The 18,886-nt window shown below is 69.9% G+C and carries 18 protein-coding genes; 10 read left to right on the forward strand and 8 right to left on the reverse strand.

Features of this window, described 5'->3' with window-relative positions; genetic code table 11:
* Positions 1-2: 2 nt before the first annotated feature.
* Genes E3O32_RS01315 through E3O32_RS01325 form a run of 3 tightly spaced genes read left to right on the forward strand, consistent with a single transcriptional unit; the run spans position 3 to position 2,922 of the window.
* The gene (locus E3O32_RS01315) at positions 3-1,202 is read left to right on the forward strand and encodes an ABC transporter ATP-binding protein (RefSeq protein ID WP_134506242.1); all 1,200 of its coding nucleotides are present in this window, start codon (positions 3-5) and stop codon (positions 1,200-1,202) included.
* Between the two features lie 2 nt (positions 1,203-1,204).
* Positions 1,205-2,119 carry an ABC transporter permease gene (locus E3O32_RS01320; RefSeq protein ID WP_134506244.1) on the forward strand — a complete coding sequence of 305 codons (915 nt, stop codon included), beginning with the start codon at positions 1,205-1,207 and terminating at the stop codon, positions 2,117-2,119.
* A complete protein-coding gene (locus E3O32_RS01325; RefSeq protein ID WP_174774790.1) occupies positions 2,116-2,922 on the forward strand; it encodes an ABC transporter permease in 807 nt (268 codons plus the stop codon). The genes E3O32_RS01320 and E3O32_RS01325 overlap by 4 nt, the downstream gene beginning before the upstream one ends.
* Before the next feature lie 10 nt (positions 2,923-2,932).
* On the opposite strand, the gene E3O32_RS01330 is transcribed toward E3O32_RS01325, so the two are convergent.
* Together E3O32_RS01330 and gabT are read right to left on the reverse strand one after the other, a co-directional pair.
* Entirely contained in the window at positions 2,933-3,958 is a 1,026-nt protein-coding gene (locus E3O32_RS01330) for an asparaginase (protein ID WP_134506246.1), read from the reverse strand.
* Positions 3,959-3,972: 14 nt separating this feature from the next.
* Positions 3,973-5,355 carry a 4-aminobutyrate--2-oxoglutarate transaminase gene (gabT, locus tag E3O32_RS01335; protein WP_134506248.1) on the reverse strand — a complete coding sequence of 461 codons (1,383 nt, stop codon included), beginning with the start codon at positions 5,353-5,355 and terminating at the stop codon, positions 3,973-3,975.
* Between the two features lie 91 nt (positions 5,356-5,446).
* Between gabT and E3O32_RS01340 the strand changes: the two genes are divergently transcribed.
* Positions 5,447-5,923 (forward strand): OsmC family protein, encoded by a 477-nt coding sequence (locus E3O32_RS01340; RefSeq protein ID WP_134506250.1) that lies wholly within the window; start codon positions 5,447-5,449, stop codon positions 5,921-5,923.
* A gap of 143 nt (positions 5,924-6,066) precedes the next feature.
* Here E3O32_RS01340 and E3O32_RS01345 read toward each other — a convergent pair whose 3' ends face one another.
* Both E3O32_RS01345 and E3O32_RS01350 read right to left on the reverse strand, forming a co-directional pair.
* Positions 6,067-7,404 (reverse strand): aminotransferase class III-fold pyridoxal phosphate-dependent enzyme, encoded by a 1,338-nt coding sequence (locus tag E3O32_RS01345; protein WP_134506252.1) that lies wholly within the window; start codon positions 7,402-7,404, stop codon positions 6,067-6,069.
* A 63-nt stretch (positions 7,405-7,467) separates the two neighbouring features.
* The gene (locus tag E3O32_RS01350) at positions 7,468-8,262 is read right to left on the reverse strand and encodes a lysophospholipid acyltransferase family protein (RefSeq protein WP_420898085.1); all 795 of its coding nucleotides are present in this window, start codon (positions 8,260-8,262) and stop codon (positions 7,468-7,470) included.
* Positions 8,263-8,383: 121 nt separating this feature from the next.
* Here E3O32_RS01350 and dxr point away from each other — a divergent pair, with 121 nt between their 5' ends.
* On the forward strand, positions 8,384-9,466 hold the full coding sequence (dxr, locus tag E3O32_RS01355; protein WP_134506254.1) for a 1-deoxy-D-xylulose-5-phosphate reductoisomerase: 1,083 nt from the start codon (positions 8,384-8,386) through the stop codon (positions 9,464-9,466).
* A gap of 31 nt (positions 9,467-9,497) precedes the next feature.
* Here dxr and E3O32_RS01360 read toward each other — a convergent pair whose 3' ends face one another.
* The 3 genes from E3O32_RS01360 to E3O32_RS01370 are packed head-to-tail and all read right to left on the reverse strand — an operon-like array spanning position 9,498 to position 12,272.
* The gene (locus E3O32_RS01360) at positions 9,498-10,412 is read right to left on the reverse strand and encodes an NAD-dependent epimerase/dehydratase family protein (RefSeq protein ID WP_134506256.1); all 915 of its coding nucleotides are present in this window, start codon (positions 10,410-10,412) and stop codon (positions 9,498-9,500) included.
* 16 nt (positions 10,413-10,428) lie between these two features.
* On the reverse strand, positions 10,429-10,845 hold the full coding sequence (locus E3O32_RS01365) for an outer membrane protein assembly factor BamD (protein ID WP_134506258.1): 417 nt from the start codon (positions 10,843-10,845) through the stop codon (positions 10,429-10,431).
* Entirely contained in the window at positions 10,842-12,272 is a 1,431-nt protein-coding gene (locus E3O32_RS01370; RefSeq protein WP_255455467.1) for a serine/threonine-protein kinase, read from the reverse strand. The genes E3O32_RS01365 and E3O32_RS01370 overlap by 4 nt, the downstream gene beginning before the upstream one ends.
* A gap of 56 nt (positions 12,273-12,328) precedes the next feature.
* On the opposite strand from E3O32_RS01370, the gene E3O32_RS01375 reads away from it, so the two are divergent.
* The 4 genes from E3O32_RS01375 (at position 12,329) to E3O32_RS01390 (ending at position 16,298) form a co-directional block, all read left to right on the forward strand.
* Positions 12,329-13,708 (forward strand): M50 family metallopeptidase, encoded by a 1,380-nt coding sequence (locus tag E3O32_RS01375; protein WP_166790743.1) that lies wholly within the window; start codon positions 12,329-12,331, stop codon positions 13,706-13,708.
* An 89-nt stretch (positions 13,709-13,797) separates the two neighbouring features.
* On the forward strand, positions 13,798-15,129 hold the full coding sequence (locus E3O32_RS01380; RefSeq protein ID WP_134506262.1) for a sensor histidine kinase: 1,332 nt from the start codon (positions 13,798-13,800) through the stop codon (positions 15,127-15,129).
* The gene (locus E3O32_RS01385; protein WP_134506263.1) at positions 15,126-15,782 is read left to right on the forward strand and encodes a response regulator; all 657 of its coding nucleotides are present in this window, start codon (positions 15,126-15,128) and stop codon (positions 15,780-15,782) included. Before E3O32_RS01380 ends, E3O32_RS01385 begins: the two co-directional genes overlap by 4 nt.
* 150 nt (positions 15,783-15,932) lie before the next feature.
* Positions 15,933-16,298 (forward strand): SHOCT domain-containing protein, encoded by a 366-nt coding sequence (locus E3O32_RS01390; protein ID WP_134506265.1) that lies wholly within the window; start codon positions 15,933-15,935, stop codon positions 16,296-16,298.
* A gap of 24 nt (positions 16,299-16,322) precedes the next feature.
* Here the strand turns inward: E3O32_RS01390 and E3O32_RS01395 are convergent, their stop codons facing one another.
* A complete protein-coding gene (locus E3O32_RS01395) occupies positions 16,323-17,507 on the reverse strand; it encodes an acetyl-CoA C-acetyltransferase (RefSeq protein ID WP_134506267.1) in 1,185 nt (394 codons plus the stop codon).
* 169 nt (positions 17,508-17,676) lie between these two features.
* Between E3O32_RS01395 and ispG the strand changes: the two genes are divergently transcribed.
* Positions 17,677-18,834: a flavodoxin-dependent (E)-4-hydroxy-3-methylbut-2-enyl-diphosphate synthase gene (ispG, locus tag E3O32_RS01400; RefSeq protein WP_174774791.1), complete on the forward strand. Its 1,158-nt coding sequence runs from the start codon at positions 17,677-17,679 to the stop codon at positions 18,832-18,834.
* Positions 18,835-18,886 lie beyond the last annotated feature (52 nt).

Genomic DNA, 18,886 nt, shown 5'->3' on the forward strand with positions numbered 1-18,886 from the left:
CCATGACGACGAGCGCGTTCGCGGCGCAGGGGGCCGACCTGGAACTGGTCGGCATTCAGAAGCGGTTCCCCGGTTTCACGGCAATCGAACACCTGGACCTGAAGATCCCGGCCGGGTCGTTCTTCGCCCTGCTCGGGCCGTCCGGATGCGGCAAGACCACCACCCTGCGCCTGGTCGCCGGACTCGAGGAACCCACTGCGGGTCGCATCCTGATCGGCGGCAAGGACATCACCGGGCAGAAGTCCTACCAGAGGCCGGTGAATACGGTCTTCCAGAGCTACGCGCTCTTCCCGCACATGACCGTGCTCGAGAACGTGGCGTTCGGGCTGCGCCGGCGCCGGATCGACGAACCGGTCGCCAAGGCGCACGAGGCGCTGCGCCTGGTCGAACTCGACCACCTCGCAGCCCGCAAACCCCAGCAGCTCTCCGGCGGACAGCAGCAGCGGGTGGCGCTGGCCCGGGCGATCGTGAACCGGCCGGCCCTGCTCCTGCTCGATGAGCCGCTCGGCGCCCTGGACCTCAAGCTGCGCCGGCAGATGCAGCTCGAGCTCAAGACCATCCAGGAAGAGGTGGGCCTGACGTTCCTGCACGTGACCCACGACCAGGAGGAGGCCATGACCATGGCCGACACCGTCGCGGTGATGAACAAGGGCCGGATCGAGCAGATGGGGGCCCCGGAGGAACTGTACGAACTGCCCAGGACCGCGTTCGTGGCGAACTTCCTCGGCCAGTCGAACCTCTTCACCGGCCCTGTCGTCGGCAGCACCAGCGACGCCATCGCGGTGGCGGTCGCCGGGCAGAGGATCGTGGTGCCGGCCGCCCGGGCCCATCGCCACGCCGGCGAGGTCACCATCGGGATCCGCCCCGAGAAGCTCAGCCTGCACCTGTCGGCCCCCGCCGACGACCCGGCCCGCAACACCATGGGCCCCGGCCGGGTGATCGACGTCTCCTTCAGCGGGGTGAGCACGCAATATCTGATCACCGTCCCGCAGGTGGGGACCCTCATCGTTTTCGCCCAGAACATGGCCTTCGGGCCCGTCGCTGAGGAGGGCGGGGAGGTCTGGGTCAGCTGGGACATCACGCACGGCTTCGGCCTGGAGGACGAGCCCGCCGACACGCCACGGTTCGAGGCGGACACCACCACGAGGAGCATCGCGGCGCAGAGGCGGGCGTCCCTGATCACGGAGCTCGAGGAGGTCTGACGATGGCGTTCGCCGCGTTCGCCACGACCACCAGCGAGGCCGAGCAGGTGCCGCGGCGCAAGAGCCCGGTCGCGCTCCTGCTGTTGCTTCCCGGCATCCTCTACCTGGTGCTGTTCTTCCTCACCCCGCTCGTCTCCCTGCTGTTGACGTCGTTCCAGGCCCCGTCCGAGTTCGGGGACATCGGCCAGTACACCTACGCGTTCCGGTGGGAGAACTACGTGCAGGTCGTCACCGACTATCTGCCGCACATCCTGCGCTCGTTCGGTTTCGCGCTGATCGCGACCGTGCTCGCGCTGGTCTTCAGCTACCCGCTCGCCTACTTCATCGGTGTGACGGCCAGGCGCTGGCCGCTGGCGCAGAGCCTCATGCTCGTGCTCGTCATCGCGCCGTTCTTCATCAGCTTCCTGCTACGCACCCTCGCCTGGAAGCAGATCCTCTCCGATGAATCGTTCATCATCACCTCGCTGAAGGCGGTGGCCCTGATGGCGCCGGATGCCCACTTCACCGGAACGCCCGCAGCCGTCATCTTCGGTCTGACCTACAACTTCATCCCGTTCATGACCCTCCCGCTGTACACGACCCTCGAACGCCTCGACCTGCGCTACCTCGAGGCGGCCAGAGACCTGTACGCGCACCCGGTCGAGGTGTTCCGCAAGGTGACCATCCCGCTGTCGATGCCTGGGATCGTGGCCGGCACCCTGCTGACCTTCATCCCCGCCGCCGGCGACTACGTGAACGCCAGCCGGGACTTCCTCGGCGGGCCGGACAGCCAGATGATCGGAAACGTGATCGAGGCCAACTTCCTGGTGCTGCAGAACTACCCGGCCGCCGCGGCGCTCTCGATCATCCTGATGAGCGTGATCCTCGTCATCGTGAGCGTCTACGTCAAGCGGGCCGGAACGGAGGAGCTGCTGTGAAATTCTCCCTCGGGCGGTGGCTGCTGCCGGTCTACGCCGTGCTCGCCCTGCTCTTCCTGATGGTACCGATCGTTTACACCTTCATCTTCTCGTTCAACGACTCGCAGAAGTCGAACATCACCTGGCGCGGCTTCACCCTCGACAAGTGGCTCAACGTCTGCAATGTTCAGAACGGCGCCGTCTGCGAGGCGTTCGGCAACAGCCTCATCATCGGCGCGGTCGCCACCGTGGCCGCGACCGCGCTCGGCACCATGATCGCGATCGCCATCGTGCGGTATCGGTTCCGGTTCCGCTCCGGGGTGAGCCTGCTCCTGTTCCTGCCGATGGCCACGCCGGAGGTGGTGCTCGGCGCGGGTCTGGCCGCCCAGTTCCTGTCCGTGGGCGTGCCCAAGGACATGGTGACGATCATCCTGGCGCACACCATGTTCTGCATCAGCTTCGTCGTGGTCACGGTCAAGGCCAGGGTGGCCGGCCTCGACCCGGCCCTGGAGGAGGCGGGCCGCGACCTGTACGGTTCGCCGGGACAGGTCTTCCTGCGGATCACGTTCCCCCTGCTGCTGCCGGGGATCCTCGCCGCCGCGCTGCTCTCCTTCGCGCTCAGCTTCGACGACTTCATCATCACGAACTTCAACTCGGGGGCGGTGACGACGTTCCCGAAGTACATCTACATCTCGGCGTCGCGCGGCATCCCGGCGGAGGCGAACGTGGTGGCCTCCGCCGTGTTCATCCTGGCGTTGGTGATCGTGGTCAGCGCTCAGGTGTCAGCCGCGGCTCGGGCGAAACGGCTCGCGAAGTCGGGTTGATCGGAGAGGGTCAGACGTAGCTGGCGTGGATCTGGCCGACCTGGCGTCCGCCGCCGTAGACGGCGAGGCCCAGGTCGGGGAGCAGCGCCTCGACGTCGGTGTGCGCGATCGCGCCCGCATCCGCCAGCAGGCGCAGGGCCACGATGGTGGCCGCCCGCAGGTTGCCGTCGAGGATCTTCAGGGCCACGGTGATCCCGTTCGCGGCCGAGGCGACCATGATGCCCTCCGCGCCGGTCTTGATGAACAGGCCGAGCCGTTCGATCACGATGGTGTCGGGCAGCCCGGGGCCGGCGATGACCCAGCCGTTCTGCCGCACCGCCTCGGCGAGGAACCCGGCTTCGCGGTAGATCGCGAACGGCGAGTTCGACTTGGACGTGGCGATCCGGGCGATGCCGCGGGCCAGGGCCGTCAGCGAGAGGGCGTGCACGGGCGCGCCGCAGCCGTCGATCCCGGTCGCGGACGGCCGTTCGCCGGTGAACCGCTCGACGACGTCGAGGATGCGTTTCTGCAGCGGATGCTCCGGGTCCAGGTAGCCGTTCAGCGGCCAGCCGTTCTGCTTGCAGGCGACGAGCATCGCGGCGTGCTTGCCCGAGCAGTTCATGTAGACCGGGGCCTTGCCGGCTCCCAGCCGCACCAGCGCATCGCGGGTGGCGGAGTCGTCGGGCCACGCGGCGGGGCAGGCGAGAGCCGTCTCGGGGATCCCGGCCCGGAACAGCAGGCCCCGCACGAGGTCGGCGTGGCGCTGGGTGCCACTGTGGCTGGCCGTGGCGATCGCCGCGTCCTCACCGCGCAGGGTGACGCCGCTGGCCATCACGGCGATGGCCTGGAACGGCTTCATCGACGACCTGGGGAAGATAGGGGTCGTCACGTCGCCGAGGGCGCGGAGGACCGCGCCCTCGCTGGTGAGCACGACCGCGGAACCCGCGTGCCTGGACTCGATGAAGCCGCTGCGCTCGACGACGGCGAGTTCGACCGCATCGGCGACCGTGAACGTGTGCGGACCGTGCAGGGTCGCGGCTGTGTAGGGAGAGGTCACGGGGTCAGGCGGGACTACAGTGCGGCGATCGCGTCGTCGATGACCGAGAGGGCATCGGCGAGCAGGGCGTCGGTCACGGCGAGGCTCGGCAGGAAACGGAGCACGTTGCCGTAGGTGCCGGCGGTGAGCAGCAGCACGCCGTGCTGCGCGGCGTAGGCGGCGATCGAGGCGACAGCGGCCGCGTTGGGCTCCTTGCTGGTGTCCCCGGTGCCGGGCTGAACGAGCTCGATCGCGATCATGGCGCCGCGTCCGCGGATGTCGCCGATGATGTCGTACTTCTCCTGGAGCGCGCCGAGACCCGCACGCAGCGTCTTCTCGATCCGGGCGCCCTCGGCGAGCAGGTCGTTGTTCTCGATCGACTCGAAGACCGCGATGGCCGCGGCGCAGGAGACAGGGTTGCCGCCGAACGTTCCGCCGAGGCCGCCGGGCTGGGACGCATCCATGATCTCGGCGCGACCGGTGACGGCGGCCAGCGGCATGCCGCCGGCGATGCCCTTGGCGGTGAGCACGAGGTCGGGGGTCCAGCCGAAGTGCTCACTGGCGTAGTACCTGCCCGTGCGGGCCATGCCGCTCTGGATCTCGTCGGCGATCATGACGACACCGTTCTTCGTGCACCATTCCTGCAGGGCGGTGAAATAGCCGTCGGCCGGGACCATGAAGCCACCCTCGCCCTGGATCGGCTCGACCACGAGGCAGGCCAGGTCGGTCGGGCCGACGACCTTCTCGAGGTAGGTGATCGTGCGGTTGGCGGCATCCGCGCCGCTGAGGCCGTCGTGGTACGGGTAGGAACTGGGTGCGTGGTAGACGTCGCTGGCGAGCGGGCCGTAGCCGGTCGCGTAGGGCATCGCCTTGTAGTTCATCGCCATGGTGAGCACGGTGCGGCCGTGGTACGCGTGGTCGAGCACGGCGACGGCGCGTCGGCCGGTGTACTTGCGGGCGATCTTCACGCCGTTCTCCACGGCCTCGGCGCCGGAGTTGATCAGCACCGACTTCTTCGGGAAATCGCCGGGGGTGTGCGCGGCGAGCAGTTCGCAGACGCGGACGTACTCCTCGTAGGGCGTGATCGTGAACAGGGTGTGGATGAAGTCCTGGGTCTGGGCGACGGCGGCCGCGACGACGCTCGTCTCGGTGTGGCCGATCGTGGTCACGCCGATGCCGGCGCCGAGGTCGATGAACTGGTTGCCGTCGACGTCGACGATGATCGCCCCGTTCGCCTTGGCGATGTAGACGGGGAGCGCGCTGCTCACGCCGCCCGACACGGTGGCCAGGCGTCGCTGCTGCAGTTCGGTGGAGCGCGGCCCGGGAATCGCGGTCACGATCTTGCGTTCCTGCGTCACCGTGTAGACCGGTGCGGCGGAAGTGGACGGGGTAGTCGAGGGCGTCAGCGTGTCAGTCATGATGCAACCAGTTTACCGACCAGCCCGGCGCGCGCGGCGGCGATTTGCTGCGAGAATCGGTTCCTGCAGCCGCGGACCCGAAGGAGATGCCATGAATGGTGAGCACCGCTATGCCGTGACGGTCGCCTGGACCGGGAACCGGGGCACCGGCACCAGCGACTACCGGGAGTACGGCCGGGAACACACGATCACCGCGACCGGCAAGGTGCCGATCGAGGCATCCGCCGATCGCAGCTTCCACGGCAACGCCGACCGGTGGAACCCGGAGGAACTGCTGCTGGCGGCGCTCAGCGAATGCCACCTGATGTCCTACCTGCACGTCGCCGTGCGGCACGGGGTCGTCGTGGTCGGCTACACCGACGACGCGACCGGCACCATGGTGCAGACGAAGGATGGCGGTGGTCACTTCACCGAGGCCGTCCTCCGCCCCAGGGTGACCGTGCGGGACCCCGGCCAGATCGACCTGGCCCAGAGCCTGCACGCGGAGGCGGCGAGTCTCTGTTTCATCGCGGCATCCGTCAACTTCCCGGTCCGCCACGCCCCGCAGGCCGTCGCCGCCTCACGGTGATCGGGCCAGTCGAGATCACCGTCCGCGGTCTCGACAGGCTCGACCACCGTCCGCGGCGCCTGCTCACGGCGCAGTTCCGGGTGCCGCGCCCCGACGCCGCACCCCGGGTGCCGCGCCCCGACGCCGCGCCGAGACCTGCCGCGTTAGGAGCCCGAGAGGGCCGTGAGGGTCTCCTCGATGACGCTCATCGCGTCGTCGATGAGCGCCTCGGAGATGACGACCGACGGCATGATGCGCAGCACGGAGTCCCAGCTGCCGGCATCCAGCACGATCACGCCGTTGGTGGTCGCGTGCTTGATGATCGCGGTGAGCGCCTCGGGGTACGGCGTGGTCGTGCCGGGGTGCACGAGCTCGACGCCGAACATGGCGCCCTTTCCGCGCACGTCGCCGACGACCGGGAACCTTTCGGTCCAGTCGCCGATGCGGGCCCAGAGGGCCTTCTCGACGCGCTTCGCCTCGCCGAGCAGGTCATCGCGCTCGATCAGGTCGAACACGGCCAGGGCGGCGGCGGTGGAGACGGGGTTGCCGCCGAAGGTGCCGCCGATGCCGCCGGGCTGCACGGAGTCCATGATGTCGGCGCGGCCGGTGACCGCGGCGAGCGGGAAACCGCCCGCGATCCCCTTGGCGGTGGTGACCAGGTCGGGGATGACGTCGTGGTGCTCGATCGAGTACCAGGTTCCCGTGCGGGCGATTCCGGCCTGGATCTCATCGGCGACGAGCACGATCCCGTTGTCGGTGCAGAACTCGCGGATCCGCTTGAAGTAGCCGGGAGCGGGGATGACGATGCCGCCGTCGCCCTGGATCGGCTCCACGAAGAACGCGGCGATCTCGGTGGCGCCGATGTGGGTCGTGATGTAGTCGATGGTCTTCTCGGCGGCTTCCTCGCCGGTCAGTCCGTCGCGGTACGGGTAGCTCGTGGGCACGCTGTAGATCTCACCGGGGAAGGGGCCCATCCCGGCGCGCTCCGGCCAGGGGCGGTAGGTCATCGCCATGGTCAGGTTGGTGCGGCCATGGAAGGCGTGGTCGAGGGCGACGATCGCGCGGCGGCCGGTGAACTTGCGGGCGATCTTGACCGCGTTCTCGACGGCCTCGGCACCGGTGTTCACCAGCACGGAGCGTTTCTCGAAGTCGCCGGGGGTGATCTCGGCGAGCTTCTCGGCGACGGCGACGTAGTTCTCGTACGGGGTGACGGTGAACAGGGTGTGGGTGAGCTTCGCGGCCTGGGCGGCGGCCGCGGCGGCCACCTCGGTGTTGGCGTGGCCGATGGTCGTCACGCCGATGCCGCAACCCAGGTCGATGATCTGGTTGCCGTCGACGTCGACGAGGATCGCGCCGGCCCCGTGGTCCATGTAGATATTGGCGAGGGTGCCCGCGCCGCGGGACACCGAGCGCAGGCGACGTTCCTGCAGCTCGATCGATTTGGGGCCCGGGAGGGCGGTGACGAGTTTGCGTTCTTGGGGGACCGAATACTGGGCAGACATGCCCCCAGCTTAGGTTGCGCCGGTTTCCGCCGTGTTTCGGATGCCCCGCACGCGCTGGACGAGCTAGACGCGTTCGCGCGGGAACACGCGATCGGCCAGTTTCTGCAGGGTTCCTGAAGGCGGCGATTCGTTGTACTTCCCGGCCAGCTCCTGCCCGGACAACGCGTGGATCGCGGCCATGATCTCGTCGGTGGCGCCGCGCCTGGCCTTGCCGGATTCCGCCGAGCCGTGACGGCTCAGGTCGATCGGTGTGCCGAAGGTGACGGTGACCTTGCGGATGCGCGGGAACTTCGCCCCGACGGGCTGGATCTCCTGGGTGCCGACCAGCCCGACCGGTACGACGACCGCCCCGGTGGTAAGCGCGAGCCAGGCGACGCCGGTGCGGCCCTTGTAGAGCCGGCCGTCAAGCGAGCGGGTGCCCTCAGGGTAGATGGCGAAGGCGCTGTCGGACTCCAGGATGTTCCGCCCGGCGTCGAGGGCGTCCTGAGCGGCCTGCCCGGCGCCGCGTTCGACCCCGACCGCGCCGATCGAGGTGAAGAAGGTGCGGGAGACGAAACCCGTGATCCCGGTGCCGGTGAAGTAGGTGGACTTGGCCAGGAACTGCACCCGGCGCGGCGCGGACAGCGGGATCACGATGCTGTCGATGAAGGAGAGATGATTGCTGGCGAGGATGACCCGCCCCTGGCGCGGGATGTTCTCGCGACCGGTGATGGTCGGCCGGAAGACCAGGCGGGCGATCGGCGCCATGATGCCGTAGCCGAGGAAATAGACGAAGCCGGGGCGTTTCGTGGGCTCCGGCGTCGCCTCCGACGGGTCGGCGAGGGGTTCGTCCTGGGGTTCGACTTTGGCACCGGTCACCCGTCGACACTACCGCCAGCGGCGCCGCACGCCGAAAGGACGCACCCGCAACGCCCGCGAATCGAGTGGACGGTGAGCGGGAAGTCCGGCCGATCCCCGACCGTGCACCTAGCATGGGAGGGTGCGAAGACGAGTAGTAATTCTCGGGTCCACCGGCTCGATCGGAACCCAGGCCCTCGATGTCATCAAGGCGAACCCGACCAGGTTCGAGGTGGTCGGGCTCTCCGCGGGCAGCAACCGGGCGCTGCTCGAGCGCCAGGCCGCGGAGTTCGAGGTCGACGCGACCGCCCTCGGCGCCGACGAGGCCGAACAGCTGGTGCGGGATGTCGACGCCGACGTCGTGCTCAACGGCATCACCGGTTCGGTGGGCCTCGGCCCCACCCTCGCGGCGCTGTCCGCCGGCCGCACCCTCGCCCTGGCCAACAAGGAGTCGCTCATCGTCGGCGGTGACCTGGTGAAGTCGCTGGCGGCACCCGGCCAGATCGTGCCGGTCGACTCCGAGCACTCGGCCATCGCGCAGGCGCTGCGCTCCGGCACCGCCGGCGAGGTGCGGCGCCTGGTGCTGACGGCATCCGGCGGGCCGTTCCGCGGCCGTCGCCGCGGCCAGCTGGCGGATGTCACGCCCGCGCAGGCGCTCGCCCACCCGACCTGGAACATGGGGCCGGTGGTGACCACGAACTCTGCCACGCTCGTGAACAAGGGCCTCGAGGTGATCGAGGCGCACCTGCTCTTCGACGTGGACTACGAACGCATCGACGTGGTCGTGCACCCGCAGTCGGTCGTGCACTCGATGGTCGAGTTCATCGACGGGTCGACGATCGCCCAGGCATCCCCGCCCGACATGCGCCTGCCGATCTCGCTCGGCCTGGACTGGCCGAACCGGGTGGCCGCGGTCGGGGCCCCGATCGACTGGACCGTCCCGCAGAACTGGACCTTCGAACCCCTCGACGATTCGGCGTTCCCCGCTGTCAACCTGGCCAAGCACGTCGGCCGGGCCGGCGGAACCTACCCGGCCGTCTTCAACGCGGCGAACGAGCAGGCCGTCGCGGCATTCCACGCCGGCGCCATCGGCTTCCTGGCCATTGTCGACACCATCCAGCGGGTCGTCGAGGCGCACGAGCAGGACGGCCCGCTCACCCGTGAGTCGCTCTCCGCCGCCGAGGACTGGGCCCGCGCTGCGGCGGACAAGCTCCTCGCCCGCTGACCCGCCCCGCCGGCGGGAGAGTGGGAGGACCTCAGCGGCGGTAGCTCTCCGCGCTGGTGGCGAGGGCATCCGCCCAGACAGTGGCCGACACCCCGAGCTCGCGCTGGGTCTCGGTGGAGTCGATCAGGTACGGCACCGTGAACTGGTAGCTCGACGCCCAGATCTCGTGCATCATCGGGTTCACCATGCCGAGGGAACGAAGCAGCCACTGCGGATACGCGGCCACCTTGCCGTGCGTTCCGAACCGCCGGTTGACCTGGTCCGCGATCTCGATCCGGCTGGCGGCGGCGCTGGGAACGTGCCACAGCCGGCCCCACTCCCCGTCGTGGTCGGCGGCGGCGATCAGTGTGCTGACGATATCGGGCAGGTAGCTCCAGCTGTGCGGGAGGCCGGGCCTGCCGACGACGCGGGCGGTCTTCGACGCGAGGATCGAGGTGAAGAAGGTTTCGCCCAGGTGGGCCGTGCCGGTGGCTCCCGGACCGAAATAGTCACTCGCGCGCACCTCGACGCCGCGCAGCTCGCCGCGTCCGTGGGCCTCGCGCACCTTCCGCCAGCCCTCCTTCCGCACGAGGCCTTTGGCCTCCGTGGTCGTCTCCGGTGAGTGCTCGGTCATCGGGCCGGTCGGCGAGCCGTAGGGATACAGGTTCCCCATCACGACCAGGGCCGCGCCGGTGGCGGATGCCGCGTGGATCGCCGCGTCGATCATCGGCGGCCACTGGGTGGCCCAGTCGGTGTACGGCGGATTCGTGCAGAGGAAGATCGTCGCAGCACCGGCGGCGGCACGGGTGAACGCCTCCCGGTCGCCGGCGTTCAGTACGATCGCCGTGGCCCCCGCGGCCGCGGAGCCGGACCGGGTGCCAATGGTGACCCGGTCGCCGCGCGCGGCGAGGCGCTCGGCCAGAGGACGCCCGATCAGACCGGCACCGACGACGAGTTGGGCGGTCATGGCATCCTCCACGCGGTCAGTCGCCGCAATCGTCGTTCTTCTTGCACTTACCGTTGTCCTTGTTGCCGTCCTTGTCAACCGACGGTGAGTCCTCGGTCGGAGTGGGCGTCGGGGTGGGACGGCTGGCCTCGATCGCGTCAGTGAGGTCGCCGGTCACGAGGTTGATCGCGGACTGGATCTCGGCGGACCGCGCGGCCGAAACCTGCCCGGCCGCGGCGGCGGTCAGCAGGTCGGCCTGCACGGCGGTGAGGGCGGACTGCGCTCCGGAGAAGTCGCCGGCTGCCGCGGCGGTGCTGACAGCGAGCACGCCGGACTGCAGTTTGTCGGCCGTCGGGGTCGCCAGGTCCGGCGATGCACTGGAGCAGGCGGTCAGGGTGGCGGCGACGAGGAGCGCGGCGACAACGCCGGCGGAGAGGCGGGAGCGGATGGTCATGGTCTGAGGCTTTCCTGGAGTTGCCGGAGGTGGGTGCCGAGGGTGCCGTCGACGGCCGGGTAGCTCGCGGGCGTGGCCGCCGGGGCGGCGAGACGGGGGGCGAACAGGATCGCGGCCAGGGCGACCAGCACCACGGCGACGGCGACGACCCCCATCGTGCGGCGGGTAGGTCTCCGGCTCGAAGTCGAGGTCGACGGCGAGGCAGCGGGGGAGGGGCGGGTCAGGCCGGTTCGTCCGCGGGCGGGAAGGAACTCGGTCGGCGCGTCCGCCCGCACGGCCCTGGAATCCTCCGCGGAGGCGTCAGAGGTCGCGGAGGACGGTGTCGGCAGCAGGGCCGTCTTCTCCAGCCCGGCGGTCTGTTCGAGAAGGGCGGTCTTCTCCAGCCCGGCGGTCTGTTCGAGAAGGGCGGTCTTCTCCAGAAGGGCGGTCTTGTCGAGGGCCGCGGTCTTCTCCAGCAGCACGGTTGCTGCCGTGGGTTCGAGGAGTGCGGTCCCGTCGGCGTCGTCGAGCACTGAGTGCGCCGCGTCCGCGGCCGGTCCGGGCTCGGCCACGAGTGCCCGCAGGCGCACGGCGGCCTGCTCGGCGGTGAACCGCTCCTCGACGACCCGGTTGGTCATGCCGCCGAGCACTTCGGCCCAGCCGCTGCCGAGGAATTCGGGGATGACGGGGTCACGCGCCAGTCTGGCCATCGCGGATTCGATCGCCGGGCCGGGGAAGGCCCGCTCGCCGGTCAGACACTCGAGCAGGACGAGGCCGAGCGAGTAGACGTCGCTGGGCGGTCCGATCGGTTCGCCCAACGCCTGCTCGGGGCTGAGGTAGCCGGCGGTGCCGAGCAGCGCCCCCGTTTTCGTGAGGTGGGTGGCGTCGAACAGCCGGGCGATGCCGAAGTCGGCGAGTTTGGCGTGCATGCCCCGGCCGGGGAAACCGGACGGCGCGAGCAGCACGTTGGCCGGTTTGATGTCGCGGTGGATGATTCCCTGAGAGTGCACGTAATGCAGGGCCTCGCCCAGGTCGGCGCCGATCTCGGCGACCTCCGCCGGCAGCACCGGGCCGTCGTTGATCCGGCTGCGAAGGTCGCGCCCGTTGACGAACTCCATCACGATGAAGGTGCGGGGGACGCCCTCGATGACGGCGGTTCCGGCGTCGAACAGGGTGACCAGGGCGAAGTGGTTCAGGCTCGCCAGCACGGCGACCTCGCCGCTCTGGCGCTCAGGGCCGGCGTCGTCGGCGGTGTCCATGCGGAAAAGCTTGACCGCCACGGTCCGCCCGAGCACGACATCCGTCGCCTCGTAGACGACTGCCATGCCGCCCGTTCCGATCAAACGGTCGATGCGGAACCGGTCGGCGAGTCGAACGCCGATCGGGCTGGGAATGCGAGGCTCAGACAGAGGGGTCCTCCTAGTAGGTCCAACGGTTAAGCAAACCACACCCTGGGCCGGGAACGGCCAGCGCCTTCGCAGCTTGAAGTGGGTAATCTACGACTGTGGAAACCGTGCTGCTGTATCTCCTGGGCGTCGTCATCGTCGTCATCGGGCTCGCCCTGTCCATCGGCCTGCACGAAATCGGCCACCTTCTGCCGGCCAAAGCGTTCGGGGTGAAGGTCACCCAGTACATGATCGGATTCGGTCCGACACTGTGGTCTCGCCGCAAGGGCGAGACCGAATACGGCGTCAAGGCCATCCCCCTGGGCGGTTACATCTCGATGATCGGGATGTTCCCGCCGGCGAAGAAGGGTGGCAAGGTCCAGGTCTCCAGCACCGGCTTCTTCAACCAGCTCGTTCAGGAGGGCGCACCGGAGAAGAAACCGAACGCCCTGGCCACCCTGGTCGACGACGCGCGCCAGTCCAGCGCCGACACCATCGGTGAGGGTGAGGACCACCGCGCGTTCTACCGGCTCCCGGTCTGGAAGCGCATCATCATCATGCTCGGCGGGCCGACCATGAACCTGCTCATCGCGCTCGTGCTGTTCGCCGTGCTGCTGATGGGTTTCGGCACCGCGCAGGCGAGCACCACCGTCGGCAGCGTCTCAGCCTGCGTGCTGCCGGCCACCAGCGCCCGGCAGTCCTGCGAGGCGTCCGACGAGAAGGCTCCCGGCGCCGCGGCCGGTCTGAAGCCCGGTGACCGGCTCATCAGCATCAACGGCACGGCCATCGACAGCTGGGCCCAGTCCACCGACCTGATCCGTAACTCGCCCGGCATCCCGCTCACCGTCGTCGTCGAGCGCGACGGCGCGAAGCAGACCCTCACGATCACGCCCAAGCTCACCGAGCGGTATGTGATGGATGCCGCGGGCAAGGTCGAGAAGGACCAGTCCGGCAAGGCGCTCACCCAGGAGGTCGGCTTCGTCGGCATCGGCCCGGCAGGCGAACTCGTGCAACAGCCGGCCACGGCGGTCCTCCCGGCCGTCGGCGACAACATCGGCGCCGTGGTGCACATGATCGCCAACCTGCCGCAGCGGATGGTCGACATCGCGAACGCCGCCTTCGGCCCCGGCGAGCGCGACCCCAACGGCCCGATCAGCGTGGTCGGCGTCGGCCGCGTCGCCGGCGAGATCGCGAGCATCGACAGCATCCCGGTGAACAGCAAGATCGCCAGCATGCTCGGGCTGCTCGCCTCGCTCAACATCGCCCTGTTCGTGTTCAACCTGATCCCGCTGATGCCGCTCGACGGCGGTCACGTCGCCGGGGCGCTCTGGGAAGGCCTGCGACGCTGGATCGCCCGGCTGTTCAAGCGCCCCGACCCGGGCCCCGTCGACACCGCCAGCCTGATGCCGCTCACCTTCGCCGTCGTGATCGTGCTCGGCGGGATGAGCCTGCTGCTGATCTACGCCGACATCGTCAAGCCGATCAGCTTGTTCGGCTGACCCGGCTTCCCGCGCCTACTCCCGGGGGAGTAGCCGGAGACGGCCCCCGGGCGGATGCCGCGTCCCCGCCCGGGTCGTAGCATCAGAACATGCCACCGCACTGGGATTCGGACGCTCCGTGGTACGACCACGACCGCGGCCGCCCCGGCGGAGGCTACGGCGCCCGGATCCCGGCTGCGGCCCGGTTGTGGATCCCGGTGGTCGTGTCCTTCCTCGTGCAGGTCCCCGCGGTCGCGGTCCTCGCCCGTTCCGGCCGTGAGTTCGGCCCAGACGCCGGCCGGGAGATCGGCCGGGTGTTCGGCCGGGAACTCGTGCACGGCGGGCTCCGGCCCGGCTGGTACCTCGCCGTGGTGCTCGCCCTCATCGGTCCGCTCGCCCTGATCGGCGCCCGCCGTTACCCTGGCCCCGTCGTGACCGTCGCCGCCGCGGCCGCGGGCGCGCTCGTGCTGCTGCGGCCCGACATCGGGCTGCCCTACGTCGCGGTCGGTTTCGCGATCGTGCTCGGCATCGTGCGCGGCGCCCGGGTCTGGGTGTATGCCTCGGTCGCCGCCGTCTGGGTGGCCACTATCGGCCTCGCCGGGCTCTACGGCATCCCGTTGCAGCCGGGCCGGATCGCACTCACCACCCTGGGCCTGGCCCTGCTGATGGGTTTCGGCGAGGCGATCCGCACCCGGCGGGAGCAGATCCACGACCTGCGTCGCCGGGCGGATGCGCGGCGGCAGTCCGCCGAGCAGCGCGAGCGGGTGCGGATCGCCCGGGAACTGCACGACGTGCTCGCCCATTCGCTGTCCCAGATCAACGTGCAGGCCGGCGTCGGGCTGCACCTGATCGACAGCCAGCCGGGCAAGGCCGCTGAGGCCCTGGCCAGCATTAAGGCCACGAGCAAGAACGCCCTCGACGAGGTGCGCACGGTGCTCGGGATCCTGCGCTCCGACGTCGACCCGTCGGGCGTATCGGGCGTATCCGGTGCATCCGGCGCATCCGGCGCATCCGGCGCAGACGATGACGCCCCCCGCACGCCCCAGCCGGACCTGGCGGGGCTGCCTGCCCTGGTCGAGTCGTTCAGCGCCCAGGGCCTGCGGGTCGAGCTGGTGAACGAGCTCGGCCCGGAGGGGACCTCAGCGCCGGCCGCCACCCAGCTCGCCCTGTACCGGATTTGCCAGGAGGCGCTCACGAACGTGTTGCGGCATTCGGGGGCTCGCGCGGCATCCGTGCACCTGGCCGTCGACGGCGCAGAGGTACGGCTGACCGTGACCGACGACGGCACGACGCGCCCGGGTGATGCCTCGATCATGCCCGGCGGCGGCCTGCTGGGGATGCGGGAGCGGGCCGAACTGCTCGGCGGCAGCCTGCGGGTCGAGCGGATGCCGGCCGGCGGGTTCCTGGTCGAGGCTCGCCTTCCGCTGCGGAGGCCCCGATGATCCGCGTCGTCATCGCCGACGACCAGCAGCTGATCCGGGCCGGGTTTCGCGCCCTGTTGGAGTCGGAACCCGACTTCGACGTGGTCGCGGAGGCTGCGACGGGGGCGGAGGCCGTTGACCAGGTCACCCGGCACCGGCCGGACGTGGTGCTGATGGACATCCGGATGCCCGGCGGTGACGGCCTGTGGGCGACCGAGCGGATCGCAGCGGATGCGGCGCTCGCCGGCACCCGCATCGTGATCGTGACGACCTTCGAGCTCGACGACTACGTCGCCCAGGCGATCCGGGCCGGGGCCAGCGGCTTCCTGGTCAAAGACACCGAACCGACCGAACTGATCCGGGCGGTGCGGGTCGCCGCGGCCGGGGACGCGCTGCTCTCGCCCGGCGTCACCCGGCGCCTGCTCGAACGGCTGGAGTCCGGGCTCCGGGCCCCGCAGGGTCACACCTCGCTCGAGCCGCTGACAGCACGGGAGCGCGAGGTTCTCGGCCTGGTCGGCCGCGGAATGACCAACACGGAGATTGCGGTGCGGCTGTTCCTCAGCCCGCTGACCGCGAAGACCCACGTGTCGCGGATCATGAGCAAGCTCGGCGCTCGCGACCGGGTGCAGCTGGTCATCATCGCCTACGAGGAAGGCCTCGTCGGAGGCTGGTAGGGCGGGCGCACTGCACCCGGGGGAGTACCCGAAGTGTCGCCGCGGGGCGGATTCGGCGGCTGGGGCGGCTCGCGAGACTAGGAATACCGGTCAGGGCGGACCTTCCGCCGGGCAACAGCGCACCGGGCCTCTCCACAGAATGGACACATCATGCTTTCGACTGCGGTACTCACCGGGCTCGCCGCCTACCCGGGCCCCGGGCCCGGCCACGGCTGGGGCGGCGGGCTGATCTGGTTGCTGGTCCTGATCCCGCTGTTCGGCCTCGGGCTCTTCGCACTCCTCTTCGCACTGCTCGGCCGCCGCTGGCGGCGCGGAATGGCCGGCCCCGGATACCCGGGCGGGCCGGGCTTCCCCGGCGGCCCGTCGCACTGGCAGGCCGGCGGGGACACCCGCAGCGCGGAGAAGACCCTCGCCGAGCGGTTCGCCCAGGGGGACATCGACGAGGTCGAGTACCGGGCCAGGCTCGAGGTGCTCCGGGCCAACCGCGCCGACGACGCGGCCGCGCCGCCGCAATAGCGCTGCGAACCGGGCGCCGGCAGGTCAGCGCGAGAGCAGCAGAGCCTCGCCCTGGCCGCCGCCGCCGCAGAGCGCCACGGCCGCCTTCCCGCTGCCGCGACGGGCGAGTTCGAGCGCCGCGTGCAGCGCCAGCCTCGAACCCGAGGCGCCGATCGGATGGCCGATCGCGATGGCGCCGCCGTGGATGTTGACCAGCTCGGGCGAGAGCCCGAGTTCCCTGGTCGATTCGAGCGAGACCGCCGCGAACGCCTCGTTGATCTCGACCAGGTCGAGTTCACCGGCGGCCCAGCCCTCCCGGTCGAGCGCGTGCTTGATCGCGTTCGCCGGCTGGGAGTGCAGCGAGTTGTCCGGTCCGGCGACATGGCCGGATGCCTTCACCACGGCGAGCCAGTCCAGCCCCCGTTCCTCCGCCCAGGTCCGGCTGCAGAGCACCAGCGCGCTCGCGCCGTCGCTGAGCGGCGAGGAGTTCCCGGCGGTGATGGTGCCGTCCGCCGTGAACGCCGGGCGCAGCCGGCCGAGCGTCTCGGTGGTGCTGTCGCCGCGCACGCCCTCGTCGGCCGTGACCAGGAGTGGGTCCCCGCGGCGCTGCGGCACGCTCAGCGGCGTGATCTCGTCGTCGAAGAGGCCGCCGCGGGCGGCTGCTGCCGCGCGCTGGTGCGAGGCGGCCGCGATGGCGTCCTGCTCGGGCCGGTCGATCCCGAGCCTGCCGTTCACCTGCTCGGTGGAGAGTCCCATCGAGAGCCCGTCGAAGGCATCCGTCAGCCCGTCGTGCGCCGCGTGGTCCAGCGCGGTGACGCTGCCGTACGGCCAGCCCTGGCGGGACCCGGGGAGCAGGTGCGGGGCCTGGGACATGGACTCCTGGCCGCCGGCGATGACCACGTCGACCTCGCCCAGACGGATGAGCCTGGCCGCGTCGACGACGGCGGCCAGGCCGGAGAGGCAGACCTTGTTGAGCGTCATCGCGGGCACGTTCCACGGGATGCCGGCCGCGATCGCACTCTGCCTGGCCGGATTCTGGCCGCAGCCGGCCTGCAGCACCTGCCCCATCAGCACCGAGTCGACCTGGCCGGGGGACACCCCGGCACGGTCGAGTGCGCCTGTGATGGCGGCGCTGCCCAGTTGCACGGCGCTCAGGCCGGCCAACTGGCCGTTCACCCGCCCCTGCGGAGTGCGGGACCCGGCCAGGATGACCACTTCGATCGAGCTCATGATGACTCCTTCGTCTTCGTGTAACCGTGTTCGCGCGCCGTCCTCGTGGGACCGTGGCATGCGTCGTCCACCGAGCGTAGCCGTGCCGCCCGGGCGCCAGGTCACGGCCGAGGCGTGTCCCTGCCGCCGAATCGGATCATCTCCCAGTTGCCTGACTTAGGATATGGCCGTGGCTGCTATCAATTTGGGAATGCCCAAAGTACCCGAGGTTCTCGCTCCGCGACGTAAGAGTCGCCAGATCAAGGTCGGCAAGGTCCTCGTCGGCGGTGACGCTCAAGTCAGCGTCCAGTCGATGACGACGACGCCCACGACGAACATCAACGCGACGCTCCAGCAGATCGCCGAACTCACGGCATCCGGCTGCGACATCGTGCGCGTCGCCGTGCCGACCCGTGACGACGCCGAAGTGCTCTCGATCATCGCGAAGAAGAGCCAGATCCCCGTCATCGCGGACATCCACTTCCAGCCCAGCTACGTCTTCGCCGCGATCGACGCCGGCTGTGCCGCCGTGCGGGTCAACCCGGGCAACATCCGCAAGTTCGACGACCAGGTCGGCAAGATCGCCGCCGCCGCGAAGGCCGCCGGCGTCTCGATCCGGATCGGCGTCAACGCCGGATCCCTCGAGCCGAGCCTGATGCAGAAGTACGGCAAGGCCACCCCCGAGGCGCTCGTCGAGAGCGCGGTCTGGGAGGCGAGCCTGTTCGAGGAGCACGACTTCCACGACTTCAAGATCTCGGTCAAGCACAACGACCCGGTGATCATGGTCAAGGCCTACCGGCTGCTCGCCGAGCGCGGCGACTGGCCCCTGCACCTCGGCGTCACCGAGGCCGGCCCGTCGTTCCAGGGCACCATCAAGAGCGCGACGGCGTTCGGCATCCTGCTCGGCGAGGGCATCGGCGACACCATCCGGGTCTCGCTCAGCGCGCCCCCGGCCGAGGAAGTCAAGGTCGGCCTGCAGATCCTGCAGTCGCTCAATCTGCGCGAGCGCAAGCTCGAGATCGTCTCCTGCCCGAGCTGCGGCCGGGCCCAGGTGGATGTCTACAAGCTCGCCAACGACGTCACCGCCGGGCTCGAGGGCATGACCGTGCCGTTGCGCGTTGCCGTGATGGGCTGCGTCGTCAACGGACCGGGCGAGGCCCGCGAGGCCGACCTGGGCGTGGCATCCGGCAACGGCAAGGGGCAGATCTTCGTGCGCGGCGAGGTCATCAAGACCGTGCCGGAGGACGAGATCGTCGCCACCCTGATCGAAGAGGCCAACCGCCTGGCCGCGGAGATGCCTGCGGGCGAGGATTCCCTCGGCGCCCCGGTAGTCACCGTCTCGAAGTAGCCCCCTCCCGCCCCGACGCACCCTTCCCGCGCGTTGAGTTGCGGAGAAGGCA

This window comes from Cryobacterium mannosilyticum (genome assembly GCF_004402705.1).
Classification (GTDB): domain Bacteria; phylum Actinomycetota; class Actinomycetes; order Actinomycetales; family Microbacteriaceae; genus Cryobacterium; species Cryobacterium mannosilyticum.